At 33.2% G+C, this 22,271-nt stretch carries 18 protein-coding genes; 2 read left to right on the forward strand and 16 right to left on the reverse strand.

Going from position 1 to position 22,271, the window contains the following annotated elements; genetic code table 11:
* Nucleotides 1-36 precede the first annotated feature (36 nt).
* Complete coding sequence (der, locus tag C4S75_RS02390; protein ID WP_105296731.1) at nt 37-1,344, forward strand: ribosome biogenesis GTPase Der; 1,308 nt, start codon at nt 37-39, stop codon at nt 1,342-1,344.
* A gap of 66 nt (nt 1,345-1,410) precedes the next feature.
* Here the strand turns inward: der and C4S75_RS02395 are convergent, their stop codons facing one another.
* The 7 genes from C4S75_RS02395 to C4S75_RS02425 all read right to left on the reverse strand — a co-directional run bounded on the left by C4S75_RS02395 (nt 1,411) and on the right by C4S75_RS02425 (nt 11,264).
* Complete coding sequence (locus C4S75_RS02395; RefSeq protein ID WP_105296732.1) at nt 1,411-2,751, reverse strand: quinol:cytochrome C oxidoreductase; 1,341 nt, start codon at nt 2,749-2,751, stop codon at nt 1,411-1,413.
* 7 nt (nt 2,752-2,758) lie between these two features.
* A complete protein-coding gene (locus C4S75_RS02400) occupies nt 2,759-3,400 on the reverse strand; it encodes a cytochrome c (protein WP_105296733.1) in 642 nt (213 codons plus the stop codon).
* Nucleotides 3,384-3,926, reverse strand: a complete 543-nt coding sequence (locus C4S75_RS02405; RefSeq protein WP_105296734.1) for a DUF3341 domain-containing protein — start codon at nt 3,924-3,926, stop codon at nt 3,384-3,386. Before C4S75_RS02405 ends, C4S75_RS02400 begins: the two co-directional genes overlap by 17 nt.
* The gene (nrfD, locus tag C4S75_RS02410) at nt 3,913-5,313 is read right to left on the reverse strand and encodes an NrfD/PsrC family molybdoenzyme membrane anchor subunit (RefSeq protein ID WP_105296886.1); all 1,401 of its coding nucleotides are present in this window, start codon (nt 5,311-5,313) and stop codon (nt 3,913-3,915) included. Before nrfD ends, C4S75_RS02405 begins: the two co-directional genes overlap by 14 nt.
* Before the next feature lie 19 nt (nt 5,314-5,332).
* On the reverse strand, nt 5,333-8,524 hold the full coding sequence (locus C4S75_RS02415) for a TAT-variant-translocated molybdopterin oxidoreductase (RefSeq protein ID WP_105296735.1): 3,192 nt from the start codon (nt 8,522-8,524) through the stop codon (nt 5,333-5,335).
* Nucleotides 8,525-8,550: 26 nt separating this feature from the next.
* The gene (locus C4S75_RS02420; protein WP_105296736.1) at nt 8,551-9,873 is read right to left on the reverse strand and encodes a c-type cytochrome; all 1,323 of its coding nucleotides are present in this window, start codon (nt 9,871-9,873) and stop codon (nt 8,551-8,553) included.
* A 260-nt stretch (nt 9,874-10,133) separates the two neighbouring features.
* Nucleotides 10,134-11,264, reverse strand: coding sequence for a DNA polymerase III subunit delta' (locus C4S75_RS02425; RefSeq protein WP_105296737.1), 1,131 nt, complete (start codon nt 11,262-11,264; stop codon nt 10,134-10,136).
* 321 nt (nt 11,265-11,585) lie between these two features.
* Here C4S75_RS02425 and dnaB point away from each other — a divergent pair, with 321 nt between their 5' ends.
* Nucleotides 11,586-13,142, forward strand: a complete 1,557-nt coding sequence (dnaB, locus tag C4S75_RS02430) for a replicative DNA helicase (protein ID WP_105296738.1) — start codon at nt 11,586-11,588, stop codon at nt 13,140-13,142.
* Between the two features lie 123 nt (nt 13,143-13,265).
* Here the strand turns inward: dnaB and rplT are convergent, their stop codons facing one another.
* The 9 genes from rplT to C4S75_RS02475 all read right to left on the reverse strand — a co-directional run bounded on the left by rplT (nt 13,266) and on the right by C4S75_RS02475 (nt 22,251).
* Complete coding sequence (gene rplT, locus C4S75_RS02435) at nt 13,266-13,613, reverse strand: 50S ribosomal protein L20 (RefSeq protein ID WP_105296739.1); 348 nt, start codon at nt 13,611-13,613, stop codon at nt 13,266-13,268.
* Between the two features lie 122 nt (nt 13,614-13,735).
* Nucleotides 13,736-13,933 (reverse strand): 50S ribosomal protein L35, encoded by a 198-nt coding sequence (rpmI, locus tag C4S75_RS02440; RefSeq protein WP_105296740.1) that lies wholly within the window; start codon nt 13,931-13,933, stop codon nt 13,736-13,738.
* A 508-nt stretch (nt 13,934-14,441) separates the two neighbouring features.
* Nucleotides 14,442-14,960, reverse strand: coding sequence for a translation initiation factor IF-3 (gene infC / locus C4S75_RS02445; RefSeq protein ID WP_255410571.1), 519 nt, complete (start codon nt 14,958-14,960; stop codon nt 14,442-14,444).
* Nucleotides 14,961-15,008: 48 nt separating this feature from the next.
* On the reverse strand, nt 15,009-16,931 hold the full coding sequence (gene thrS / locus C4S75_RS02450; RefSeq protein ID WP_105296742.1) for a threonine--tRNA ligase: 1,923 nt from the start codon (nt 16,929-16,931) through the stop codon (nt 15,009-15,011).
* A gap of 183 nt (nt 16,932-17,114) precedes the next feature.
* The gene (gene ybaK, locus C4S75_RS02455) at nt 17,115-17,597 is read right to left on the reverse strand and encodes a Cys-tRNA(Pro) deacylase (protein WP_105296743.1); all 483 of its coding nucleotides are present in this window, start codon (nt 17,595-17,597) and stop codon (nt 17,115-17,117) included.
* 48 nt (nt 17,598-17,645) lie between these two features.
* The gene (locus C4S75_RS02460; RefSeq protein WP_105296744.1) at nt 17,646-18,980 is read right to left on the reverse strand and encodes a dihydroorotase; all 1,335 of its coding nucleotides are present in this window, start codon (nt 18,978-18,980) and stop codon (nt 17,646-17,648) included.
* A gap of 22 nt (nt 18,981-19,002) precedes the next feature.
* Complete coding sequence (locus tag C4S75_RS02465; RefSeq protein ID WP_105296745.1) at nt 19,003-19,335, reverse strand: multidrug efflux SMR transporter; 333 nt, start codon at nt 19,333-19,335, stop codon at nt 19,003-19,005.
* 1 nt (nt 19,336) lies between these two features.
* Nucleotides 19,337-20,362, reverse strand: a complete 1,026-nt coding sequence (gene ruvB / locus C4S75_RS02470; RefSeq protein WP_105296746.1) for a Holliday junction branch migration DNA helicase RuvB — start codon at nt 20,360-20,362, stop codon at nt 19,337-19,339.
* A 416-nt stretch (nt 20,363-20,778) separates the two neighbouring features.
* Nucleotides 20,779-22,251, reverse strand: coding sequence for a NuoM family protein (locus tag C4S75_RS02475; protein WP_105296747.1), 1,473 nt, complete (start codon nt 22,249-22,251; stop codon nt 20,779-20,781).
* Nucleotides 22,252-22,271: the final 20 nt, after the last annotated feature.

A 22,271-nucleotide genomic window follows, 5' to 3' on the forward strand; every position in this document is an offset into this window, starting at 1 on the left:
CTATTTATTTTTATTTACCTTTGCAAAAAATATGATATGTCAAATATTATAGCGCTTGTAGGAAGGCCTAATGTAGGAAAATCTACTCTTTTTAATCGATTACTACAAAAGAGAGAAGCAATTGTTGATAGTGTGGCCGGGGTTACTCGTGATCGGCATTATGGAAAAAGTGACTGGAACGGAGTCGATTTTACTGTTATTGATACCGGAGGTTACGTAGTTGGATCAGAAGATATTTTCGAAGAAGAAATAAGAAAACAAGTTGAACTTGCCGTAGATGAAGCTTCTGCGATTATATTTTTAGTTGATGTAACAGAAGGCATCACCGATATGGATAAAGAAGTTTCCAATCTTTTAAGAAAGACTGACAAACCTGTCTTTTTAGTTGTTAACAAAGTGGACAATGCTATGTTGGAAACGGAAGCCATGGAGTTTTATTCATTGGGAATGGAGAAATATTATACTATATCAGGAATGACAGGTAGCGGTACAGGAGACCTGCTGGATGATATAGTTGCCACATTTAAAGAAGATGATTATGTAGACCCTTTTGAAGGCTTGCCGAGAATAACCATTGCAGGAAGGCCTAATGTGGGAAAATCAACGTTTACCAATGCTTTATTGGAAAACGAGCGTAATATCGTAACAGATATAGCCGGTACTACCAGAGACAGTATCGAAACCTTATATGAAAAATTCGGATATAAATTTGTATTGATTGATACCGCCGGTATGCGGAAAAAAACTAAAGTAAATGAAAACCTTGAGTTTTATTCCGTAATGCGTTCCATACGTTCAATTGAGGATTCAGATGTTGTAATCTTAATGATAGATGCAACCTTAGGTTGGGAAAAACAAGATATGAACATCTTATTTTTAGCCCAAAAATACCGAAAAGGAGTTGTTATCGTCGTTAACAAATGGGATTTAGTTGAAAAAGAAACCAATACCTTAAAACAATTTGAAAATTTTATAAAAGAAAAGATTGCTCCATTTACGGATGTACCCGTCATTTTTACCTCGGCTATTACTAAACAGCGTGTGTATAAAACGGTAGAAACTGCCATGAAAGTTTATGAAAATCGTTCACGCAGGATCAAAACCAGTAAATTAAATGAAGTTATGCTTCCTATAATTGAATCTACCCCCCCGCCAAGTATAAAGGGCAAATATATAAAAATTAAATACTGTACTCAGCTTCCCACCAGAACTCCACAATTTGCATTTTTTGCAAATCTGCCGCAATATATCAAAGAACCCTATAAACGATTTATTGAAAATAAATTACGTCAAAATTTTGAATTGACAGGTGTTCCGATTGAAATATATTTTAGACAAAAATAAATTCCATTATAAATAAAAAGCATCTCATGATAGAGATGCTTTTTTTATAATAAATACTTTTAATGATTAGAAAGGATATTCAAATAATTCACTTTCATGATAGTATGGATTACCTTTAGCTTCTAAATTAAGCTTACTTATAGAATACATTACAGTAAATATGAATAGTCCCAACATAAAAATGAAAGCACCAATTTCTAATAGTCCTATACCCCAGAAAGCACCAACAGTTCCAGGCATAATAATATTAAACATATCTAAATAATGACCGAATAGTACCACACAAGCCATAATAGGGACAATGACATAATTTCTCTTCACTTTACTGCTTACTAATATCAAAAACGGTAAAACTAAATTCGGAATCAACATGGTAAAATAAGTAGGTCCATATAACTTGTATCTTCCAAAGAAATATACCGTTTCCTCAGGAATATTAGCATACCAATACAACATAAATTGCGCAAACCACAGATAAGACCATAAAAGACTAAATCCAAACAAAAATTTAGCAAGATCATGCATATGATTATCGTTAAATGCCGGTAAAAAACCTTTCTTTTTCAGATATATGGAAATAATCAACATCACTCCAACGGAAGAAACCAAACAGCTAATTAATACATACCACATATATAAAGTGGAATACCAATGAGGATCAATGGACATTAACCAATCCCATGCCCAGCAAGCGGAAGCCAAAGCAAAGAAAACAATAGCACCTACACTCCAATTGTATACTTTTTTATAATCGGAAACTTCTTTAGTTTCATCCAACTTTCTAGTTAAAGATTTTATTTTCCATAAAAAGAAAATACATCCGGCTACATAAATCAGTGTTCTAATAACAAAAAACGGTCTATTTAAAAACGGTTCCTTAGATTTTATAAGTAAATCGAAATGCGAAGAATTAGGATCGGTTAAAGACGGATCCATCCAATGATATAAATGATTAAGTCCTCCGTGTTCACCACCATATGATGAAAGAAGAATAAATATGACCATTAATAAGCCGCCAACAGGTAAAAATGAAGCTATACCTTCCATTACTCTGATAACAACAATAGACCAACCGGCATTACCTGCATGTTGCACAGCAGCAAAAAACAAGGCGGTAGCTGAAATACCGAAAAATAACATCAAAGAAACAAAAAATGCCGACCACGGTCTGTTATGAATTTGATGTTCAGCATGTTCAATATGTTCTTTAGAATGCGCAACATCCCCTTTATAAACTGAATTCATGGGTTGAGCTCCCGCTAATTCTTCATTATGATGCAAAATTTCCTTAACAGCATGTTCATCTATACGTGAATTCTGATAATACCCTATACCAAAGGCTATCAATCCTACTACGATTAATACTATGGACGTTAATTTAAGACTTGATGAAAATGTATATCTCATAGCTGTATTATTGTTCTGTTGTTTGTGTCTGTTCTGCAGAGTTTGATGTTGCAGAAGGTTTAAATTCGTTTATTACATATTCTGCAACTCTCCACATATCTCCGGGTAAAAGTTGCCCCGCATAAGATCCCATGGCATTTCTTCCATGTTCCATAACATAATGTACAGATCCGACTGTTATATCCCTATCCTTATAATTAGGTACTCCCGAAAATGCTCCGGATTGAACAATATCACCTTGTCCGTCTCCGGCTGTACCATGACAAGCCGAACATGTTTTTATATATAAATCTTTTCCTCTGGCTAAGTCCTTATCTTTGTTTAAAGGGTTTAGCGGTGAAACCGTTATTTTTTTAGAAGCATCATATCCTTCAGGGGTATTTGGCAAATCCATAGGTAGAATTCCTTCGGGATTTTGAGCTATGGTTCCGGGTACAGGCGCTAATGCGGTTGCTCCTCCTTGTTTTGAAAATAAAGGAACCGTCGTGCCTTGTTCCCCATAAGCAATTACTGCCTCTTGATAAGGATCATAGGCTACCGGATAGTACATATCTGGAAAATAAACCAAACTGGGTTTTTTCTTACTACAAGAAATTATAAATAAACTTCCTGTTATAGCAAAAAGAATATATTTAGTTATTTTTTTCATCTTCAATTTTTTTTACAGTTATTTCCTCAACACCTGTAGCTATCAAAATTTCCTTTACTTGGTCATAATTTTGATTAGAAATTTCAACTAAAAATTTATCATCGGTAGTCCTTGGATCAGGATTTTGAGCTTTTTGTCCCGGATAATGCTTGTTTAAAATAAGGTATGTTATGGACATAAGGTGAGCGGCAAAAAATACAGTCAGCTCAAACATAATTGGAATAAAAGCCGGCATATTTTCTGTCCAAGTAAAACTCGGTTTTCCTCCTATATTTTGCTGCCAATCATAATTCATCGTATACCAAGTAAGCACAGAAGCAACAGCTAACCCTAAAGCTCCATAGAAAAAAGCAAATTCAGACATTCTCGATTCTTTTAATCCCATTGCCTTATCTAATCCATGTACCGGAAAAGGTGTATAAACTTCATTAATTTCAATTCCTCTATCACGAAGTTGCTTAACCCCATCTATAAGGAGATCATCATCTCCGTATAAACCGTAAATAATTGTCTTAGTGGTGCTCATTTTCTAAATGATGTTTTTTATACCCTTCACTTGATGTTTTTATAATTGTCTTCAATTCTGCCTGCGCTATAACAGGGAAAGTCCTTGCATATAATAGATATAATACTGAAAAGAAACCTATCGTTCCAATGAATATTCCTACGTCTACAAAAGAAGGTTGGAACATTGTCCATGCACTCGGTAAATAATCACGTGACAGATTGATAACAATAATGTCAAATCTTTCAAACCACATACCGATATTTATAACAATGGAAACAATGAAGGTCCATAGAAAATTTCTTCTTAATTTTTTTATCCAAAGAGAAGCAGGAATTAATACATTACAAAGGATTAATAACCAAAATGCCCACCAATATGGTCCAGTGGCAGCTCCAACTGAGAAATAAGTAAAATCTTCATATCTGCTACCTGAATACCATCCGATAAAGAATTCTGTAATATAAGCTACTGTTACCATACCTCCTGTCACAACAATTACAATATTCATATATTCGATATGCTTTTGAGTGATATAATCCTCTAAATGACATACTTTTCTCACCACGCTAAGCAAGGTTTGAACCATAGCAAAACCGGAAAATATAGCACCCGCAACAAAATACGGCGGATATACTGTTGAATGCCATCCTTTAATAACTGAAGTTGCAAAGTCAAAGGAAACAATGGTATGAACAGAAAATACTAAAGGAGTTGCAAGACCTGCCAAAACTAATGAAACTTCCTCAAATCTTTGCCAATGCTTGGCTTTTCCTCCCCATCCAAAACTCAATATAGTATAAATCTTTTTAGTTACCGGTTTAACCGCTCGATCTCTAACCATGGCAAAATCAGGAATTAGTCCGATATACCAAAAAACCACAGATACCGAAAAATAGGTACTGATGGCAAATACGTCCCATAATAAGGGAGAGTTGAAATTGGGCCATAAAGTTCCGAACTGGTTAGTTATAGGAAATACAAAATAAGCTAACCATATACGCCCCATATGAATACATGGGAACATGGCAGCCTGAACCACCGCAAAAATAGTCATGGCTTCCGCAGAACGGTTAATGGAAAGTCTCCATTTTTGACGGAAAAGCAATAATACAGCAGAAATCAATGTTCCTGCATGACCTATTCCTACCCACCAAACGAAATTTGTAATATCCCATCCCCAATTTATCGTTCTGTTTAGTCCCCATACCCCTATTCCGGTACCTATCGTATAAGCGATACACCCTACACCATAGATAAAGGCTACTAAAGCAATATAAAAAGCAAACCACCAAAGTTTCCCGGCTTTGGTTTCAATAGGACGGGCAATATCTTCCGTAATGTCATGATAGGTTTTATCCCCTAAAATTAACGGCTCGCGAATAGGTGCTTCGTAATGTCCTGACATAGTAACTTTCTTAAAATTTTTATGATTCTTTTCTATTCCTAATTTTGTGCTGATAGAATACATTAGGTTTAGTACCTACTTCTTCTAACAATACATATTTCCTTTTATCTTTTGATAGCCTTGCAATTTCTGATGAAGGATCATTAATATCTCCAAATTTAATTGCTCCGCTAGAACAAGCCAGTGAACATGCTACCTGGAATTCTCCATCTTCCACTTTTCTGCCTTGTTTTTTAGCCTCTAAGATGGTAGCCTGAGTCATTTGTATACACATGGAACATTTTTCCATAACTCCTCTGGAACGAACAACGACATCAGGATTTAATACCATTCTTCCTAAATCATTATTCATATTATAGTCAAACTTATTGTTAAGCGCGTAGTTGAACCAATTGAAACGACGTACTTTATACGGACAGTTATTGGCACAATAGCGTGTTCCTACACATCGATTATAAGCCATATGATTTTGTCCTTGTTTTCCATGAGAGGTAGCCGCTACCGGGCAAACCGTTTCACAAGGTGCATGATTACAATGTTGACACATCACCGGTTGGAAAATTACATCCGGATTAGTTGAATTAGGCTCAATTAATTCCTTATACATAGGAACTTGATCCAAATTTTCCAAAATTTCTTCTTTTTGCTCTATTTGCTTTTTAGAAGAATAATATCTGTCTATCCGTAACCAATACATGTCTCTTGACATCCTTATTTCTTCTTTTCCAACTACGGGAACATTATTTTCGGCTTGACATGCTATAATACAAGCACCACATCCGGTACATGCATTTAAATCAACTGAAAGGTTAAAATGTGGACCGTCTGTACTGTCATAATCTCTCCATAGATCTACTTTATTCATAGGAACTTCTCCTACGTATGAATCCATTTTTAACGGCTCATTCCATTCTTTAGGATCCTCGTTTAAGTAAGTATCTAAGGAAACTTCTCTTGCTATTTCATACCTGCCCATTAAGGTGCCTTGCATTTGCATTGACGCAAATTCATGAATTCCTTGAGTCGGTTTAATAGTTATATTATATTGAATTAAATTAGAGTTAAGATAAAAAGGATAGGCATTTATTCCGGTTTGACCTACTTTTCCTGATTTTGATTGACCGTATCCTAAGGCTAATCCAATCGATCCTTTAGCTTGTCCCGGTTGAATTAATGCCGGAACACTTTTTATTACTTTTCCATTAACCGTTAAATCTACTAAGGAACCATCCAATTGCATTCTGCCATTGGTCTCATTCTTAATTCCTAATTGTTTAGCATCTTCTAATGAAATTGTAATATAGTTATCCCATGCTAGACGAGAGATAGGATCCGGCAACTCTTGCAACCAAGGATTATTTGCTTGAACTCCGTCTCCAATAGCTGTTTTAAGATATAAGTTTAATTCAAATGTTCCCGCTTTAATAGCTGCTAAGTTAGATAATGCCTGTTCCGCATTTCCTCCGATTACATTTAATTCTGTAATTTCGGATGTTTCATTGTATCCATTATATAAAGCCTGATTAAAACTATAACCTAATTTAGTTCCTAACTGCGTTTGCCAGTATTGTTTTAAATAATTATAATAAGCATTGGTTTGCTGAGGTGTTGCTGTAGTAGTATAGGTAGAATTAAACGGAGTGGTTGCATCTTGAACCGTATCTTTTTTAGATTGAGTAGCTAAAGAATCAACCGAAGGAGTCGAACCAACGGGAGCAATTGTGATATTTTCTTTAACCGCATTTGTTTGTAATCCCGCATTCCTCCAAACCAATAATGAATCTTGGAATTGACGTGTATCAAAAATTCTTTGGATGGTTGGTTGTGATAATAAGTAAACCCCTGTTGCCGGATTTAAATCTCCCCATGATTCTAACCAATGAGGAACAGGTGCAATGGCTTTACATATAGAAGCTGTTTCATTTTCATATTCTGAAAGAGATACAGAACAATTCACTTTTTTAAATAAATCTTTCAGTTTTTCTCCCTCTGAGTATGAATAAATCGGATTGGTATTAAAGTTAAGTAATACTCCAACTTGTCCGGTTGACAACCAAGATAGTAGTTCCGAAAAACGAGCATCATTGGATTCTTTAGTCAATAATACTTTATCTTTTCTAACTGCTAATGAATTTAATTTTTGATTTATCAGATTGGCTATCACATAGGCTGATTTATCGCCTTCCGCAAATACAACCGCTTTTGAACCTTTTTTTGTAAGTTCTTTAGCTATTTTTTGAGCAGTAGGATTGGAAGAAGTTCCATCCAATGCTTTGTACACTTCGCCCAATAATTTTTGAACTTCCGAAGGTTTTAACGGCATTCTTTCATCGGAACTAGCCCCTGATAAACTTAAATTGGATTCAATTTGAATATGCTTAAGCATAGTTTTCCCCGGGGTTTTGGCTTTCGCATAATCTGCCTCAAAATGCCCTCCATTCCAATCATTCAAAAAATCAGCACCAAAAGAAACCAATAATTCAACTTTAGTTAGATCATATAATGGTAAAGCTCTTACTCCATAAACCTCTTCTGCAGCATCTAAAGCCGGTGAATAGGAAATCGCATCGTAAACGACATGTTCTGTGCTTGGGTATATGGTTGTAAAATCTTCAATGATTTTTTTAGTGGAGGGAGAAGGAAAAGATGGTGTTAAAATTACAATCTTTTTACCCGAAACCTTAGCTGCCTGTAATTCTTTATTTACATAGTCATCTAATGATTTCCAATCGGTTTCAGATCCATTCAGTTTAGGCGCTTTAGCTCTGTTATTGTCATATAATGAAAGAACAGAAGCTTGACTTCTGGCTGTGCTTTCACCAAAAAAGGCAGCATTTTTATTACTTTCAATTTTAATGGGTCTTCCTTCCCTTGTTTTAACTAAAACACTGGCAATGTCAAATCCATTGTAAAGAGTTGAGGCGTAATAACTGGGTACCCCCGGAATGATACCTTCGGGTTTAACCACATATGGTACCGATTTAATAATTGGAGCTTCGCAGGCTGCTAAAGTTACAGCTGCTGTTCCAAAACCTAAGAATTTTAAGAAATCTCTTCGAGAGGTTTTTGTAGAATACATTGCTTGATCATCTCCTAAAAATTCATCGATAGGAAGCTCTTCTACAAATTCATTTGCTGCTAATTTCTCTGGTAGTGAAGGATCTTGTAATTCTTCTAAACTCCTAAATTTTATTTTATCTTTTGAAGCCATAATGATCTTCTGATGATTTTAATTAATTAATAATGACATTTACCACATTCTAAACCTCCTATGGCATCTACCGTTATTTTAGATTTATCTTCTCCATATTCTTTCTTCAATTTTTCATGAAGCTTGTTGAAGTAAGCTGCATTATATCCATTGGTCATATCGACTTCTGTAGTACGGTGGCAATCTACACACCATCCCATTGTGAAATCATTCGCCATTCTTACTACATTCATGGTATCTATGGAACCATGACAGGCTTTACATACCACGTCAATTTGATGATTCGGGTTCTTTTTATTGAAATCGGCTATTATTGTTTTTTCTCCTGCCACTACGTGTTGTGAGTGATTAAAATATACGAAATCCGGCATATTATGAATTCTTTCCCATTTCACCGGTTTTTGTATACCTGTGTATTTTTGGTTTTCTTCATCCCAACCAATATGATCATAAATTTTCTTTATTTCAGCAGTATAGAATTCTTTAGATTTCCCCGGTTCAATATATTTTCCGGTATATTCGCTAATATTTCTATGACAATTCATACATACACTTAGAGAAGGAATTTCGGAAACTTTTCCATATTTTGCTCCGGAATGACACAATTGACAATTGATTTTATTTTCTCCTGCATGAATTTTATGTGAAAAATAAATAGGTTGATCCGGTTCATAACCTTTATCTACCCCTATTCCCATCAACCAAGCCCATAATCCGTAAAAGGATAAGGCTAATAGTAAAGTTACCAATCCATACAAAACCCCTTTGTATTGCACATAAAATTGTGAAAAAGTTCTAATTCTTGTAGATTCAAGTTCTGATAATTCAGCGCTGGAGGTTTTTAGTTTTACTAGTTTATTGATTTTAAGTAAGGTAAAAATCAATATTACTCCAATTGAGGCAAAGGAAAGTAAAATATAGTTAAGATCATTTGATGGTTTCTGTTCAACTACGGCAGGAGCAGCTTCTTCCGGTGGAGCCGGTGGATTTTCAAGATAGGCTAAAATATCATCGATATTTTGTACTGATAATCTGCCTTCGAAAACATCCATAGCAATTTGATTGTTCTCTTCGAAGATTTTATTCGCACGCTTATCTCCACTTTTTCTTAAGGCTTCATTATTCATGATCCATTTTTGGATCCATTCTACATCAGCGCCTTCTTCAGTTAATTTTGTTACAATTCCTTTTAGTGCAGGTCCTGTAAGTTTTCGGTCTAACGCGTGACAAGCGGTACAATTGTCTTTGAATAATTTCTCTCCATTCTTTACATCTCCATTTACTTTCTGCGCTAAAACAGAAACACTTGTAAAGAGAGTCAGCATACAGACTGCTATAATTTTATTCATAATAATTGATTTCAATTGAATGAAACTTATTTATAATATAATTGTCCCATTAAAAGCGACTTATGCAAAAATAAAAATATGCTCTATATTGCCAAATGTTTTTTTTAACATATCTTTTAGTTTTTGTTAATTTGTAATTATTCTAAATAACGATCGCTTTTATCTAGCTGTTAAACAGCTTATTAAATTGAAATACACGCAAATAACCATTCTAAAAACCGGATGAAAAATCAACTTTTTTTTATCTTATATGGCAAAAATTACTCATTTTTTCTAGCCAAAAATCGTGTTAATTTTATACCCATATCTAAAAAAATGATTTTAGCACTTCCATTTCTTTCAATATGAAAAAATGCGTTATTAATTTCTTCTAAAATATCTTCTATATTTTTCCCATGAACAAAATGACTAAAATTATCCCATTTAAAGTTTTCATATGTTAATGGATTATTTACTAAGCTTGAGGATTCGTAATTTTGAAGTAAGGCTTGTCTAAAAGTTTCGGCACAAAATTGTAAGAAATTCTTTTGTTTTTCTCTACCCCAAGCAGATATTTCTAAAGACCAATCTACTATTTCTCTTAAAAATTGTGGTTTTTTAGGTGCCATGACCGCTGCACGGTTCCATCGAATAAAATATTTCTCGAATTCTTCTTGTAAGGTATTGTTTTTTATTAGCTTACAAGCTACATCCCAATCGCCATCAGCTCTTTTTGCTAAAGTATCGGCCGTTTCTTTGTCTAAGGAAAACCTATTTTGTAAATGATCAGATATTTCATTGTTTTCCAAAGAATTAACAGTTATTTTTTGGCAACGAGACAATATGGTTGGAAGAATTTTTTTATCATCTTCAGCAATGAGTATAAACAAAGTTTTAGCAGGCGGTTCTTCCAATATTTTAAGTAATTTATTGGCAGCTTCTACTCTCATAGTTTCTACCATCCAAATTATTTGAACTTTATATCCTCCTTCAAAACTTTTTAAGTTTAAGTTATCAATTATATTTTCTATTTCTTTAACAGAAATGATCCCTTGCTTTTTATCTTCATTAATATATGCATACCACTGGTTTATATCCCTATAAGGATCTTCGATAATAAACTCCCTAAACTGTTTAATGTAGTCAGAACTTATGGCTTCTTTTTTTTCTGTTGAATTATTAATGGTAGGAAAAGATAAATGCAAATCGGGATGTTGCAATCGATTGATCTGTAATAAACATTTTTCAGATTGTTTACAAATAACTTCAGAAGCATAAGCAAGTGCAAGCGGTAAAACTCCGTAACCAGGTTTTCCTATATACAGTTGCGCATGGCTAATTCTATCTTCCTTGATTGAATTTTGCAATTGCTTTATTAAATTTTGCTGGCCTATTATTTCATCCCATTTCATGTAAACAAAGATAGATCAACTTTTCTAATTCACTTACTTTTATATAATAATTGAATTACTTGATAAGTTTACTTTTTTTATCTCAGGCTTAATTAATTTAGTTTTATATAGACAGGAAATCGATAGCCGGAAATCGTTTACATTATTTACTAAAACGAATAAAAGACAGCATATCTCAAAATTGTTCATAAGTTGTTTAGATGAATTTACATATATGAATAATTATTGCAATAGTTTATTGAACGTTATATCCGACTTCTAAAAAATTGTTTAGAAAAAAGATAGGTCTACCTTATAATTTTGCATATTTTTGAAACTGATATGGAACAACTAGAATCTAAATACAATAAAATTCCTAAATCCAACAAAATCATTAACTTAGAAAAAGGAAAGCTTCCCCCTCAAGCTATTGATTTAGAAGAAGCTGTACTAGGTGCCATGATGATCGATAAAAAAGGGTTAGATGAAATTATAGATATTTTATCTCCCGAAGTATTTTATAAAAGAGAGCACCAACTAATATATGAAGCCATTGAAGATCTTTTTAAGCAAACAGACCCTATTGATATTCTTACTATATCCAATAAATTACGATCTCAAGGTAATTTGGACGCTGCAGGAGGCGATTTTTATTTGATTCAACTTTCCAACAAAATATCTTCTTCGGCTCACATTGAATACCACTCAAGAATTATTCTTGAAAAATATATACTTAGGAAACTCATTGAAATATCATCTAATATGATTGAAAAATCGTATGATGAAACTTCAGATGTTTTCGATTTGTTGGATTATTCTGAAAGTCAGTTATACGAAATTACCAACGGTACTTTGAAACGAACATTCAATGAAGCGAAAAATTTAGTTTCCAATGCTTTAAAAAAGATTAAATCTTTAGAATCTAAACAAGGGATGAGCGGTATCCCTTCAGGATTTAAGCATGTGGATAAAATTACTGCCGGTTGGCAACCTTCGGATCTTATAATTATTGCAGCAAGACCCGGTATGGGTAAAACGGCTTTTATTCTTTCCATGGCCAGAAATATTGCCATAGGGGCTGAAACTCCTATCGGTGTATTTTCATTAGAAATGTCCGCAGAACAATTGATGATGCGTATGATATCCAGTGAAACAGGAATTGAATCTGAAAAGTTGAGAAAAGCCAATTTATCCGAATTAGAGTGGCAACAACTCTATTCCCGTGTTAATAAATTGGAAAATGCGCCGATATTTATAGATGATTCTCCCGGGATTTCTGTTTTCGATTTGAGGGCTAAAGCTCGTAGACTTGTTTCTCAGCATGGAGTAAAAATGATTATGATCGATTATCTTCAATTAATGTCGGCAGGAGGAAAAGGTATAGGAAATAGGGAGCAAGAGATCGCTACGATTTCTCGTTCATTAAAAGCTATTGCTAAAGAGCTTGAAATACCTGTTATAGCACTTTCGCAGTTATCCCGTTCTGTGGAAACTCGAGGAGGAAGTAAAAAACCTTTACTTTCGGACTTGAGGGAATCGGGGGCTATTGAACAGGATGCCGATATAGTAACCTTTATATATCGACCGGAATATTACAAATTAGATACTTGGGAAGATGGAACACCTTGTACAGGTCAAGCAGAATTTATTATTGCAAAGCATAGAAACGGTGCTCTGGAAGATGTTCGATTACGTTTTACGAGTTCTCAGGCTAAATTTTCGGATATAGATGAAGATTATTTTTCCGTACAGGAAAGTATAAGTTCTACCACTTTTGAAAGTAAAATCAATGATGAAACTTCATTTGACAGTTCCATAAATATTCCATCTATTAATCCTAGCGATTCGTTTGGAATTGATGATACTATTGATGATCAGGATTCTGATATGCCTTTTTAAAACTTTGGCAGCATCTTGTGAGTCTTCTGCGTATTTTGAGCATTTAAATAAAGTATACTAAAAATAAAAAACACTCACTATATAGTGAGTGTTTTTATTATGATAACGAAAATATTATTAAATTTATTTTTTTACAGTATCCACAACCGCTTTGAAAGCTTCTGGATGGTTCATAGCTAAATCTGCAAGAACCTTTCTATTTAAATCTATATTTTTTTCTTTTAGTAAACCTATAAATTTAGAATAAGAAAGACCGTATTGTCTGACACCTGCGTTAATTCTCTGTATCCATAAAGCTCTGAAATTTCTTTTCTTTTGCTTTCTACCTACATAGGCATATTGCAAACCTTTTTCAACAGCATTTTTCGCTACTGTCCAAACATTTTTTCTTCTCCCATAATAGCCTTTAGCTAATTTTAAGACTCTTTTTCTGCGCGCTCTTGACGCTACTGAATTGACTGATCTTGGCATACTTTTTTGTTTTTTTGAAGTGGGTGGAAGTATTTTTTATCTTCTCTTCTTTTACCCAATCCAGGGTTAAACTTTTAAATGATTTTTAAAAAACCGGAATATCTTTAAAAAGATATTCTCTCTTACTTAATTAATAATTGTCTTTTAACGCTTTTTTCGTCTGCAATATCTACTAAAGTAGAATACGTCAGATTACGTTTACGTTTTGTGCTTTTTTTAGTTAAAATGTGACTTTTAAATGCATGTTTTCTTTTAATTTTACCTGATCCGGTAATTGAAAAACGCTTTTTAGCACCTGATTTTGTTTTTAATTTTGGCATTTTCTTATTTATTTACCTCGTTATCAATGGTACAAAATTAGATATTTTTCAAAAAATAAACAAATCATTTAGACTTTAGCAAAATTTTTTGTTTAGACTATCCTTTTCTATTCTGATATTTTATTTTTAAAATTCCCGGATGATAAATTTATATCATTAAAAAAATACAATATAATATATTAATAAAACCAATGAATTTCCTTATCAATGGTTTAATTACAGTTATTTATGAGTAAAATAACCATATCTAAAAAAATTATGAAAATAAATTACGTATTCTTTGAACATGGAAAAAATAACATCCAAGTTAACTAACTAATTATTGTAAAAAATTATATAAGTCTATAGGTATCAATTTTAAATTTAAAATTGATGTTTTATCTTACTCAATTGATAAGTAATACAAATTTAGTTACTATCAAGATAAGAATAAAAAATAAAGAGCTCTTTTTATGTATACTTACTATAAAAGAATAAATAGCTATTTTTATAGCCATTTATTTTTATCTTATTTTTTGGGAGACATCATCATAATCATTCTTTTCCCTTCGAGCTTTGGCATTTGCTCTACTTTACCCCATTCTTCTAATTCTTGCGCTAATCTTAATAATAAAATTTGTCCTTGGTCTTTAAAAACAATGGAACGCCCTTTAAAGAAAACGTAAGCTTTTAATTTAGAACCTTCTTCCAAAAATTTTTGAGCATGTTTCTTTTTAAATTCGAAATCATGTTCGTCGGTTTGTGGTCCAAATCGAATTTCTTTAACCACTACTTTGGTTTGCTTGGATTTAAGTTCTTTTTGCTTCTTTTTCTGTTCGTACAGGAATTTTTTATAATCAACAACTCTACAAACAGGTGGATTTGCACTTTCTGTGATCATTACCAAATCCAACTCTAAATCTTCGGCAATAGCTAATGCTTCTTTTATAGGATAGATTCCTTGAGTAACATTATCTCCTACTAAACGAACTTCCGGAACATCAATTTTTCCGTTAATTTTGTGTTCTGGCTCTTGCTTCTTTGGGATATACTTCCCTCTTGAATTATTTCTGTTAAGTGCTATGGTATTTAAATTTTATTGATTATTTGTTGCTTTTTTCATCATCGTTACTACTTTTTCTAAAGAAAAAGTACCTAAATCTCCTTCTCCACGTTTACGAATCGACACAGTGTCGGAGGAAGCTTCCTTCTCTCCTACTACAAACATGTAAGGAATTTTATTGATCTCTGCATCTCGTATCTTTTTACCTGTCTTTTCGTTACGATCGTCTATTCGTCCGCAAATATCCGAATTTTCCATTAAATCCAAAACTTTTTTTGCATAATCTACATACTTTTCACTAATAGGAAGTATAATAAATGGTTCAGGACTTAACCATAAAGGTAAATCTCCGGCAGTGTGTTCTAACAGAATGGCTACAAAGCGTTCCAAAGAACCGAAAGGCGCTCTGTGTATCATTACAGGACGATGTTTTTCATTATCTGCTCCTATGTAATAAAGATCAAACCTTTCCGGCAAATTATAGTCTACTTGAATAGTACCTAATTGCCAGTTTCTACCTAAGGCATCTTTAACCATAAAATCGAGCTTTGGCCCATAAAAAGCTGCTTCGCCATATTCAACAACCGTTGGCAATCCTTTCTTTTCGGCTGCTTGTTTAATCGCATTTTCAGCTTTCTCCCAATTTTCATCACTTCCAATGTATTTTCCTTTATTTTCTTTATCTCGCAATGAAACTTGGGCTGTAAATTCGTTAAATCCTAAGGATTTAAATGTATATAATACGAGATCAATTACATTTTCAAACTCCCCGATCAATTGATCCGGAGTACAAAAGATATGGGCGTCATCCTGAGTGAATCCTCTTACTCGGGTAAGTCCATGCAACTCTCCACTTTGCTCATATCTATAAACGGTTCCAAATTCTGCGAATCGTTTCGGTAAATCTTTATACGACCAAGGGGAAGATCGATAAATTTCACAGTGGTGTGGACAATTCATCGGTTTTAATAAAAACTCTTCACCCGCATTAGGTGTTTTTATAGGTTGGAAGCTATCTGCTCCGTATTTTTCGTAATGTCCGCTGGTAACATACAAATCTTTATGCCCGATATGAGGGGTTGCTACAATTTCATATCCTGCTTTTCGCTGTGCCGCTCCTAAAAAGTCAATAAGTTTTTGTCTTAGTTTTGCTCCTTTTGGTAACCATAAAGGTAATCCTGCTCCAACTTTTTCAGAAAAAGTAAATAATTGAAGCTCTTTTCCTAATTTTCTATGATCACGCTTTTTTGCTTCTTCTATTCTTTCTAAGTATTCAGTTAATTCTTTTTGTTTTGGAAAAGAAATTCCATAGACACGAACCAACTGTTTATTTTTCTCATCGCCTCTCCAATAAGCTCCTGCTGCATTTAATACTTTTACGGCTTTAATTATTCCGGTAGAAGGAATATGTCCACCTCTACATAAATCAGTAAAATTATCGTGTGTTACAAATGTGATCGATCCATCTTCTAAATTTTCAATTAATTCAGTTTTAAACGGATTATCTTTATAGGCTTCTAATGCTTCATTTTTGGAAACAGAACGGATTGCGAATGTGGAGTCTTTTTTGGCATTTTCCAACATTTTCTTTTCAATTTTTTCAAAATCTTTTTCTGAAAAAACTTCATCTCCAAAATCAACATCATAATAAAATCCATTTTCAATGGCCGGACCAATAGTTAATTTGGCATTTGGATAATATTCCATAATCGCCTGTGCCAATAAGTGGGCAGAAGAATGCCAAAACGCTTTCTTTCCTAAATCATCATTCCATGTTAATAATTGTACCGTTGCATCCTCCGTAATAGGATCGTTAATTTCAACTTGTTTACCATTTACTATTGCAGAAATTGTATTTCTAGCCAAACCTTCAGATATGGATTTGGCAATGTCCAACGGTGTTACGGAATTTTCAAATTCTTTCACACTTCCATCAGGAAGAGTAATTTTTATCATTCTTCTAAAATTTTTAGGATACAAATTTACGAAAGTTTTATAAATGAAATTATTGCGTTTTTTAAATATATCGAAAATAATTTTTTATTTATTCTTGGATTGTAATTATCTCTTTACTAAATTGTTATCTTTATACTAAAACCTTTTTTTTTTATGAACACAAAAAATATTTATTGATTTTATTCAACTGTTTTTAAATATTTTTGCTTGAAGGAGTTTGATTAAATCTTGTGGATTTAGTTGAATTTGTAATCCTCTTTGTCCGGCACTAATGTAAATGGAATCGAAATTCAAGCAGGATTCTTCTATATAGGTTGGAAATAATTTTTTCATGCCTATGGGTGAGCATGCTCCTCTTATATAGCCCGTTAATCCTATTAGATTTTTCATCGGAATTAAGTCGCATTTTTTATTACCGGATAATAATGCTATCAGCTTTAAATTAATATCTTCATTTCCGGGAATTACACAAACAAAATAACCGTTTTTATCCCCTTCCAATACCAAAGTTTTAAATACCTGATTTATATTTTCACCTAAAGTCTCTGCTACATGTATGGCGCTTAGATCTTTTTCATTTACTTCATAGGGAATAAGATCATATGTAATTTTATGTAAATCTAGTAGTCTGGCCGCATTCGTTTTATGTATTTTCTTCTTACTCATGCAAATATTTCCCAGACTTTAATTCTTTACTTAATTTTTTATACAATTTTATCTTTCAAATTCTAATGCCATTCCTCTTACTTCTTTTACTTCCCCTTCACTGTAAGCCAATTTTCCGTTCAAAAAAGTTTTTTCAACGGATGAACTAAAAGTTATATTTTCTAACGGTGACCATCGACATTTGTAAAGAATGTTTTCTTGTGATACTTTATATGGCTTTTCAGGATTAATCAAAACTAAATCTGCATAATATCCTTTACGTATATAGCCTCTTTTTTTAATCTGATACAGTTGAGCCGGGGCATGACACATTTTAGTAATAACTTTTTCTTTGGTAATTTTCCCTTGTTTAACCAATTCTAACATCATCACTAAAGAATGTTGTACTAAAGGACCTCCTGAGGCAGCTTGCAAGCATCCGCCTTCTTTTTCACTCAATAAGTGCGGAGCGTGATCAGTTGCAACAACATCTAATCGATCTTCTACAACTGCTTTAAGTATAGAATCTCGGTCTTTTTTTGTTTTTACTGCGGGATTCCATTTAATTTTGGATCCTAATTTTTCATAATCTTCGTCGGTAAACCACAAATGGTGTACGCAAGCTTCTCCGGTAACTTTCTTTTCTTCTAATGGTTTATTTTCAAATAAACTTAATTCTTTTTCTGTGGATATATGTAAAACATGAAGACGAGTTCCATATTTATGGGCTAATTCAATTGCCTCAAATGAGGATTGATAGCAAGCTTCTACGCTTCTAATTAAAGGATGACAGGGTATGGGTATATATTCGCCATAAATAGCTTTATATTTTTCGATATTTTTCTTTATAATTTCTTCTTTTTCGCAATGAACCGCAATCAGCATATCAACCTCAGAAAAAATAGTCTCCAGGGCTTTTTTATTGTCAACCAGCATATTCCCTGTGGATGAACCCATAAATATTTTTATTCCGCAAACCTTCTTGGGATTAACTTTCATTAATTCTTCTCTATTATCATTGGTCGCTCCCAGGTAAAAAGAATAGTTCGCATAGGATTTTTGTGAAGCAAGGACAAACTTATTTTCCAAAGCTTCAATTGTTGTGGTCTGTGGATTGGTATTAGGCATTTCCATATAAGAAGTTACTCCACCGGCAAGAGCAGCACGGCTTTCACTATGAATATCTCCTTTATGGGTTAATCCCGGTTCTCTGAAATGTACTTGGTCATCAATAATTCCGGGAATAAGCCATAAACCTTCTGCATTTATTTTGGTTGATTGAGCGCTAATTTCCGCAGGAACCTCGCCTCTGTATATTTCGGAAATGATATCTTTTTCCAGTAAAACCGATCCTATAAACGATTGTCCTTCATTTATAATTGTAGCGTTTTCAATAAGTATCATTTGTTTTTTTATTTATTTGAAGTTAATGTCCTGCTGTTTTGGAAAATAGATTTATAATAAGTACTCCTATGATGATAAATACGATTCCAATAATAGCCGGAATATCTAATTTTTGTTTGTATAAAAAATAGCCTGAAAGACTTATTAATACAATTCCTATTCCTGACCAAATAGCATAGGCTATCCCAATAGGTATAACTCTAATGGCTTTAGTCAGGCTATATAAAGCTGCAAAAAAGAGAGCAAAAAAAAGGACTGTCGGTTTCCATTTGGTAAATTCTTTAGTCATCGGAAGTAAAGAGGTCCCCGCCGTCTCTAAGCATATAGCTATAAATAAATAGATATAGGATTTCATATTAAAATAGTTCTGATTGATTGCCCGGCATTTTTATTTTGCCTAAATGTTTATAGGCTTTTTCTGTTGCTTCTCTACCTCTGGGTGTTCGCATAAGATAGCCTTCTTGAATTAAAAAAGGTTCATATACTTCTTCTAAAGTTCCCGGATTTTCTCCTACTGCTGTTGCTATAGTTGTTAATCCTACCGGTCCTCCTTTAAATTTATCAATAATGGTACTTAAAATCTTGTTATCCATTTCATCTAGACCGTGTTTGTCTACTTTTAGCGCTTCTAAACCAATTTCAGAAATGGTAAGATCTATCTTTCCATTACCTTTAATTTGCGCAAAATCTCTGATTCTTCGTAGCAAAGCATTGGCAATACGCGGAGTTCCTCTGCTACGGGATGCAATTTCTATGGCAGCCTGCGTATCTATCGGCATATTCATTATGCGCGAACTTCTTTCTACAATACTGCTTAATAATTCTGTGTGATAGTATTCAAATCTAAAGTTAATTCCAAAACGTGCCCTAAGTGGAGCTGTTAATAATCCTGAGCGCGTCGTTGCTCCAATTAACGTAAAAGGATTTAAATTGATTTGAACTGATCGAGCATTGGGCCCGCTTTCAATCATTATGTCTATTTTATAATCTTCCATGGCTGAATATAAGTATTCTTCAACTATGGGAGAAAGCCTATGGATTTCATCAATGAACAGTACATCATTTTCTTCCAATCCGGTCAATAAACCTGCCAGATCACCGGGCTTATCTAATACGGGCCCTGAAGTGATTTTTATTCCAACATTTAATTCATTTGCAATGATATTAGCTAAGGTAGTTTTACCTAGCCCCGGAGGACCGTGTAGTAATACATGATCCAAAGATTCGCGTCTTAATTTGGCAGCCTTTACAAAAATCTCCAGATTATCCATAATATGAGATTGACCTACAAATTCGTAAAAACTTTTAGGACGCACCTGCTCTTCTTGAGCGATATCTTCTTTTGAATATTTATTCTTATCCGGATCTAATAAATCTGACATTTTGTAAATTTAAAACTTCTGGAGAAATATAAAAAGTAAACAACTTTAAAATTATTATTTACAATTTTTGAATTGTTTTCTTCCTTTTCTTAAAGATGATAGTTTCTTAATCTCTAATTTTAGATTAGAAATTGGAAATAAAAAAACATTTTAAGCTTTAATTAGCTAAATAATTTTGTAAATAATAAAATAAAAGGAAAATTAATTTCAACAACAATTGATATGAAAAATAAATGATTTATTTTTTGGAATAAACTTTTTCCAAATTTTTCACATTTATCACTCATTTACCTAGTAAAATTGTCAATTGAAATGAGCTGATACCATTAGTACTGTCTAATTTCAAAATGTTTAATGTTTTAAACTAACCCGAAAATACAACTATTAGAAAAATTGTTACTTATTGATCAAGTAACTTATTTAACTAAAAGGGATACTACGTGTTGAGCCGTTTCTGAAGATAATGATAATAGGGGTTGAGGATAAATTCCACAAACTATAATTAAAGCTGCTATTACGATCAATCCTAATTTGGTTTGTAAATTAATATCTTTCTGACCTTCTAAAAATTCTTGATTTCCTTTACCAAACATTGACATTCCGTACATTTTGGTAATATAAACGGCACATAAAATTAAGGTTAATCCGGCTATAATTGCTCCCCAAATACTTAATGTAAAAATACTTTTCAATAAAAGGAATTCACCTATAAATGCATTGGTTAACGGAACAGCCATAGTTCCAACAGAGATTATCATAAATAAAACAGCTAAAAATGGAGCTTTAGATGCTAATCCTCCCATTTTACTTAAATCTCTTGTACCGAATTTTTTAATTAAAACATCTGCTACATAAAATAAACCGACTACATTAACTCCGTGTGCCAACATTTGAATTGAGGCTCCTTCAATACCGGTTCTATCAATACCGCAATGCATGGATACGATTGCACTTGCAAATATACCGGCAGCAATAAGTCCCACGTGTGCCATTGAAGAGAAAGCAATTAGTCGCTTAATATCTTTTTGAACGATAGCGATTAAAGATGCATATACAATTCCAATAATTGATAAAATTAAGGCTATGGAACCGGAAGTTCCTCCTACAGCTTCAGGTGAAAGAGGTAATAAATATCTGATAATTCCAAATACTCCCATTTTAAGCATGATACCGGATAATAACATGGAGCCTTGGGTAGGTGCCATTGTATAGGTATCTGCTTGCCAAGTGTGGAAAGGAAATATAGGCAATTTGATTGCAAATGCTAAGAAAAACATCCAAAAAATGAATGTTTGTGCTTGTGCAGGAATTTTAACAGCATATAAGGCATTTAAGTCAAATGATCCCGCTTGCAAGTAAACATATATTAGTGCAACCAGCATAAATAAAGATCCAAAAAAAGTATAAATAAAAAATTTATAGTTTATTTTCAATCTGTTTTCACCTGTTCCAAAAATTCCACATATAAACCAAATAGGAATTAAAGTTACTTCCCAAAATATATAAAACATTAGACCATCTAAGGAAGAGAAAATACCCACTAATCCAAATTGCATTAATAAAATTAATGCATAAAAGTTGGAAGGGCGTTCATCGTTCCATGATGAATAGAGTATAATTGGCGTTAATACATTGGTTAATAGAAGCATTAGGACAGTTAATCCGTCAACTCCGAAATGTAACGTAGATTTAATCGGTGAAAAATACAACTCTTTTCCAATTTCAAACTGAATTCCTGAATCTGCTTTGAAGTTACACCATATAATAGCGGTTAATACCAATTCGGATATTGCAATTATAAATGCTATATATTTTGAAATATTCCCTTTTAAGGCAAATAATAAGCCTGATCCTATGATTGGTAAAAGTAGTACTGCTAAAGTTAACATTATATCTTTTTACTTTTTGT

The organism is Apibacter sp. wkB309 (assembly GCF_002964915.1).
Lineage (GTDB): Bacteria > Bacteroidota > Bacteroidia > Flavobacteriales > Weeksellaceae > Apibacter.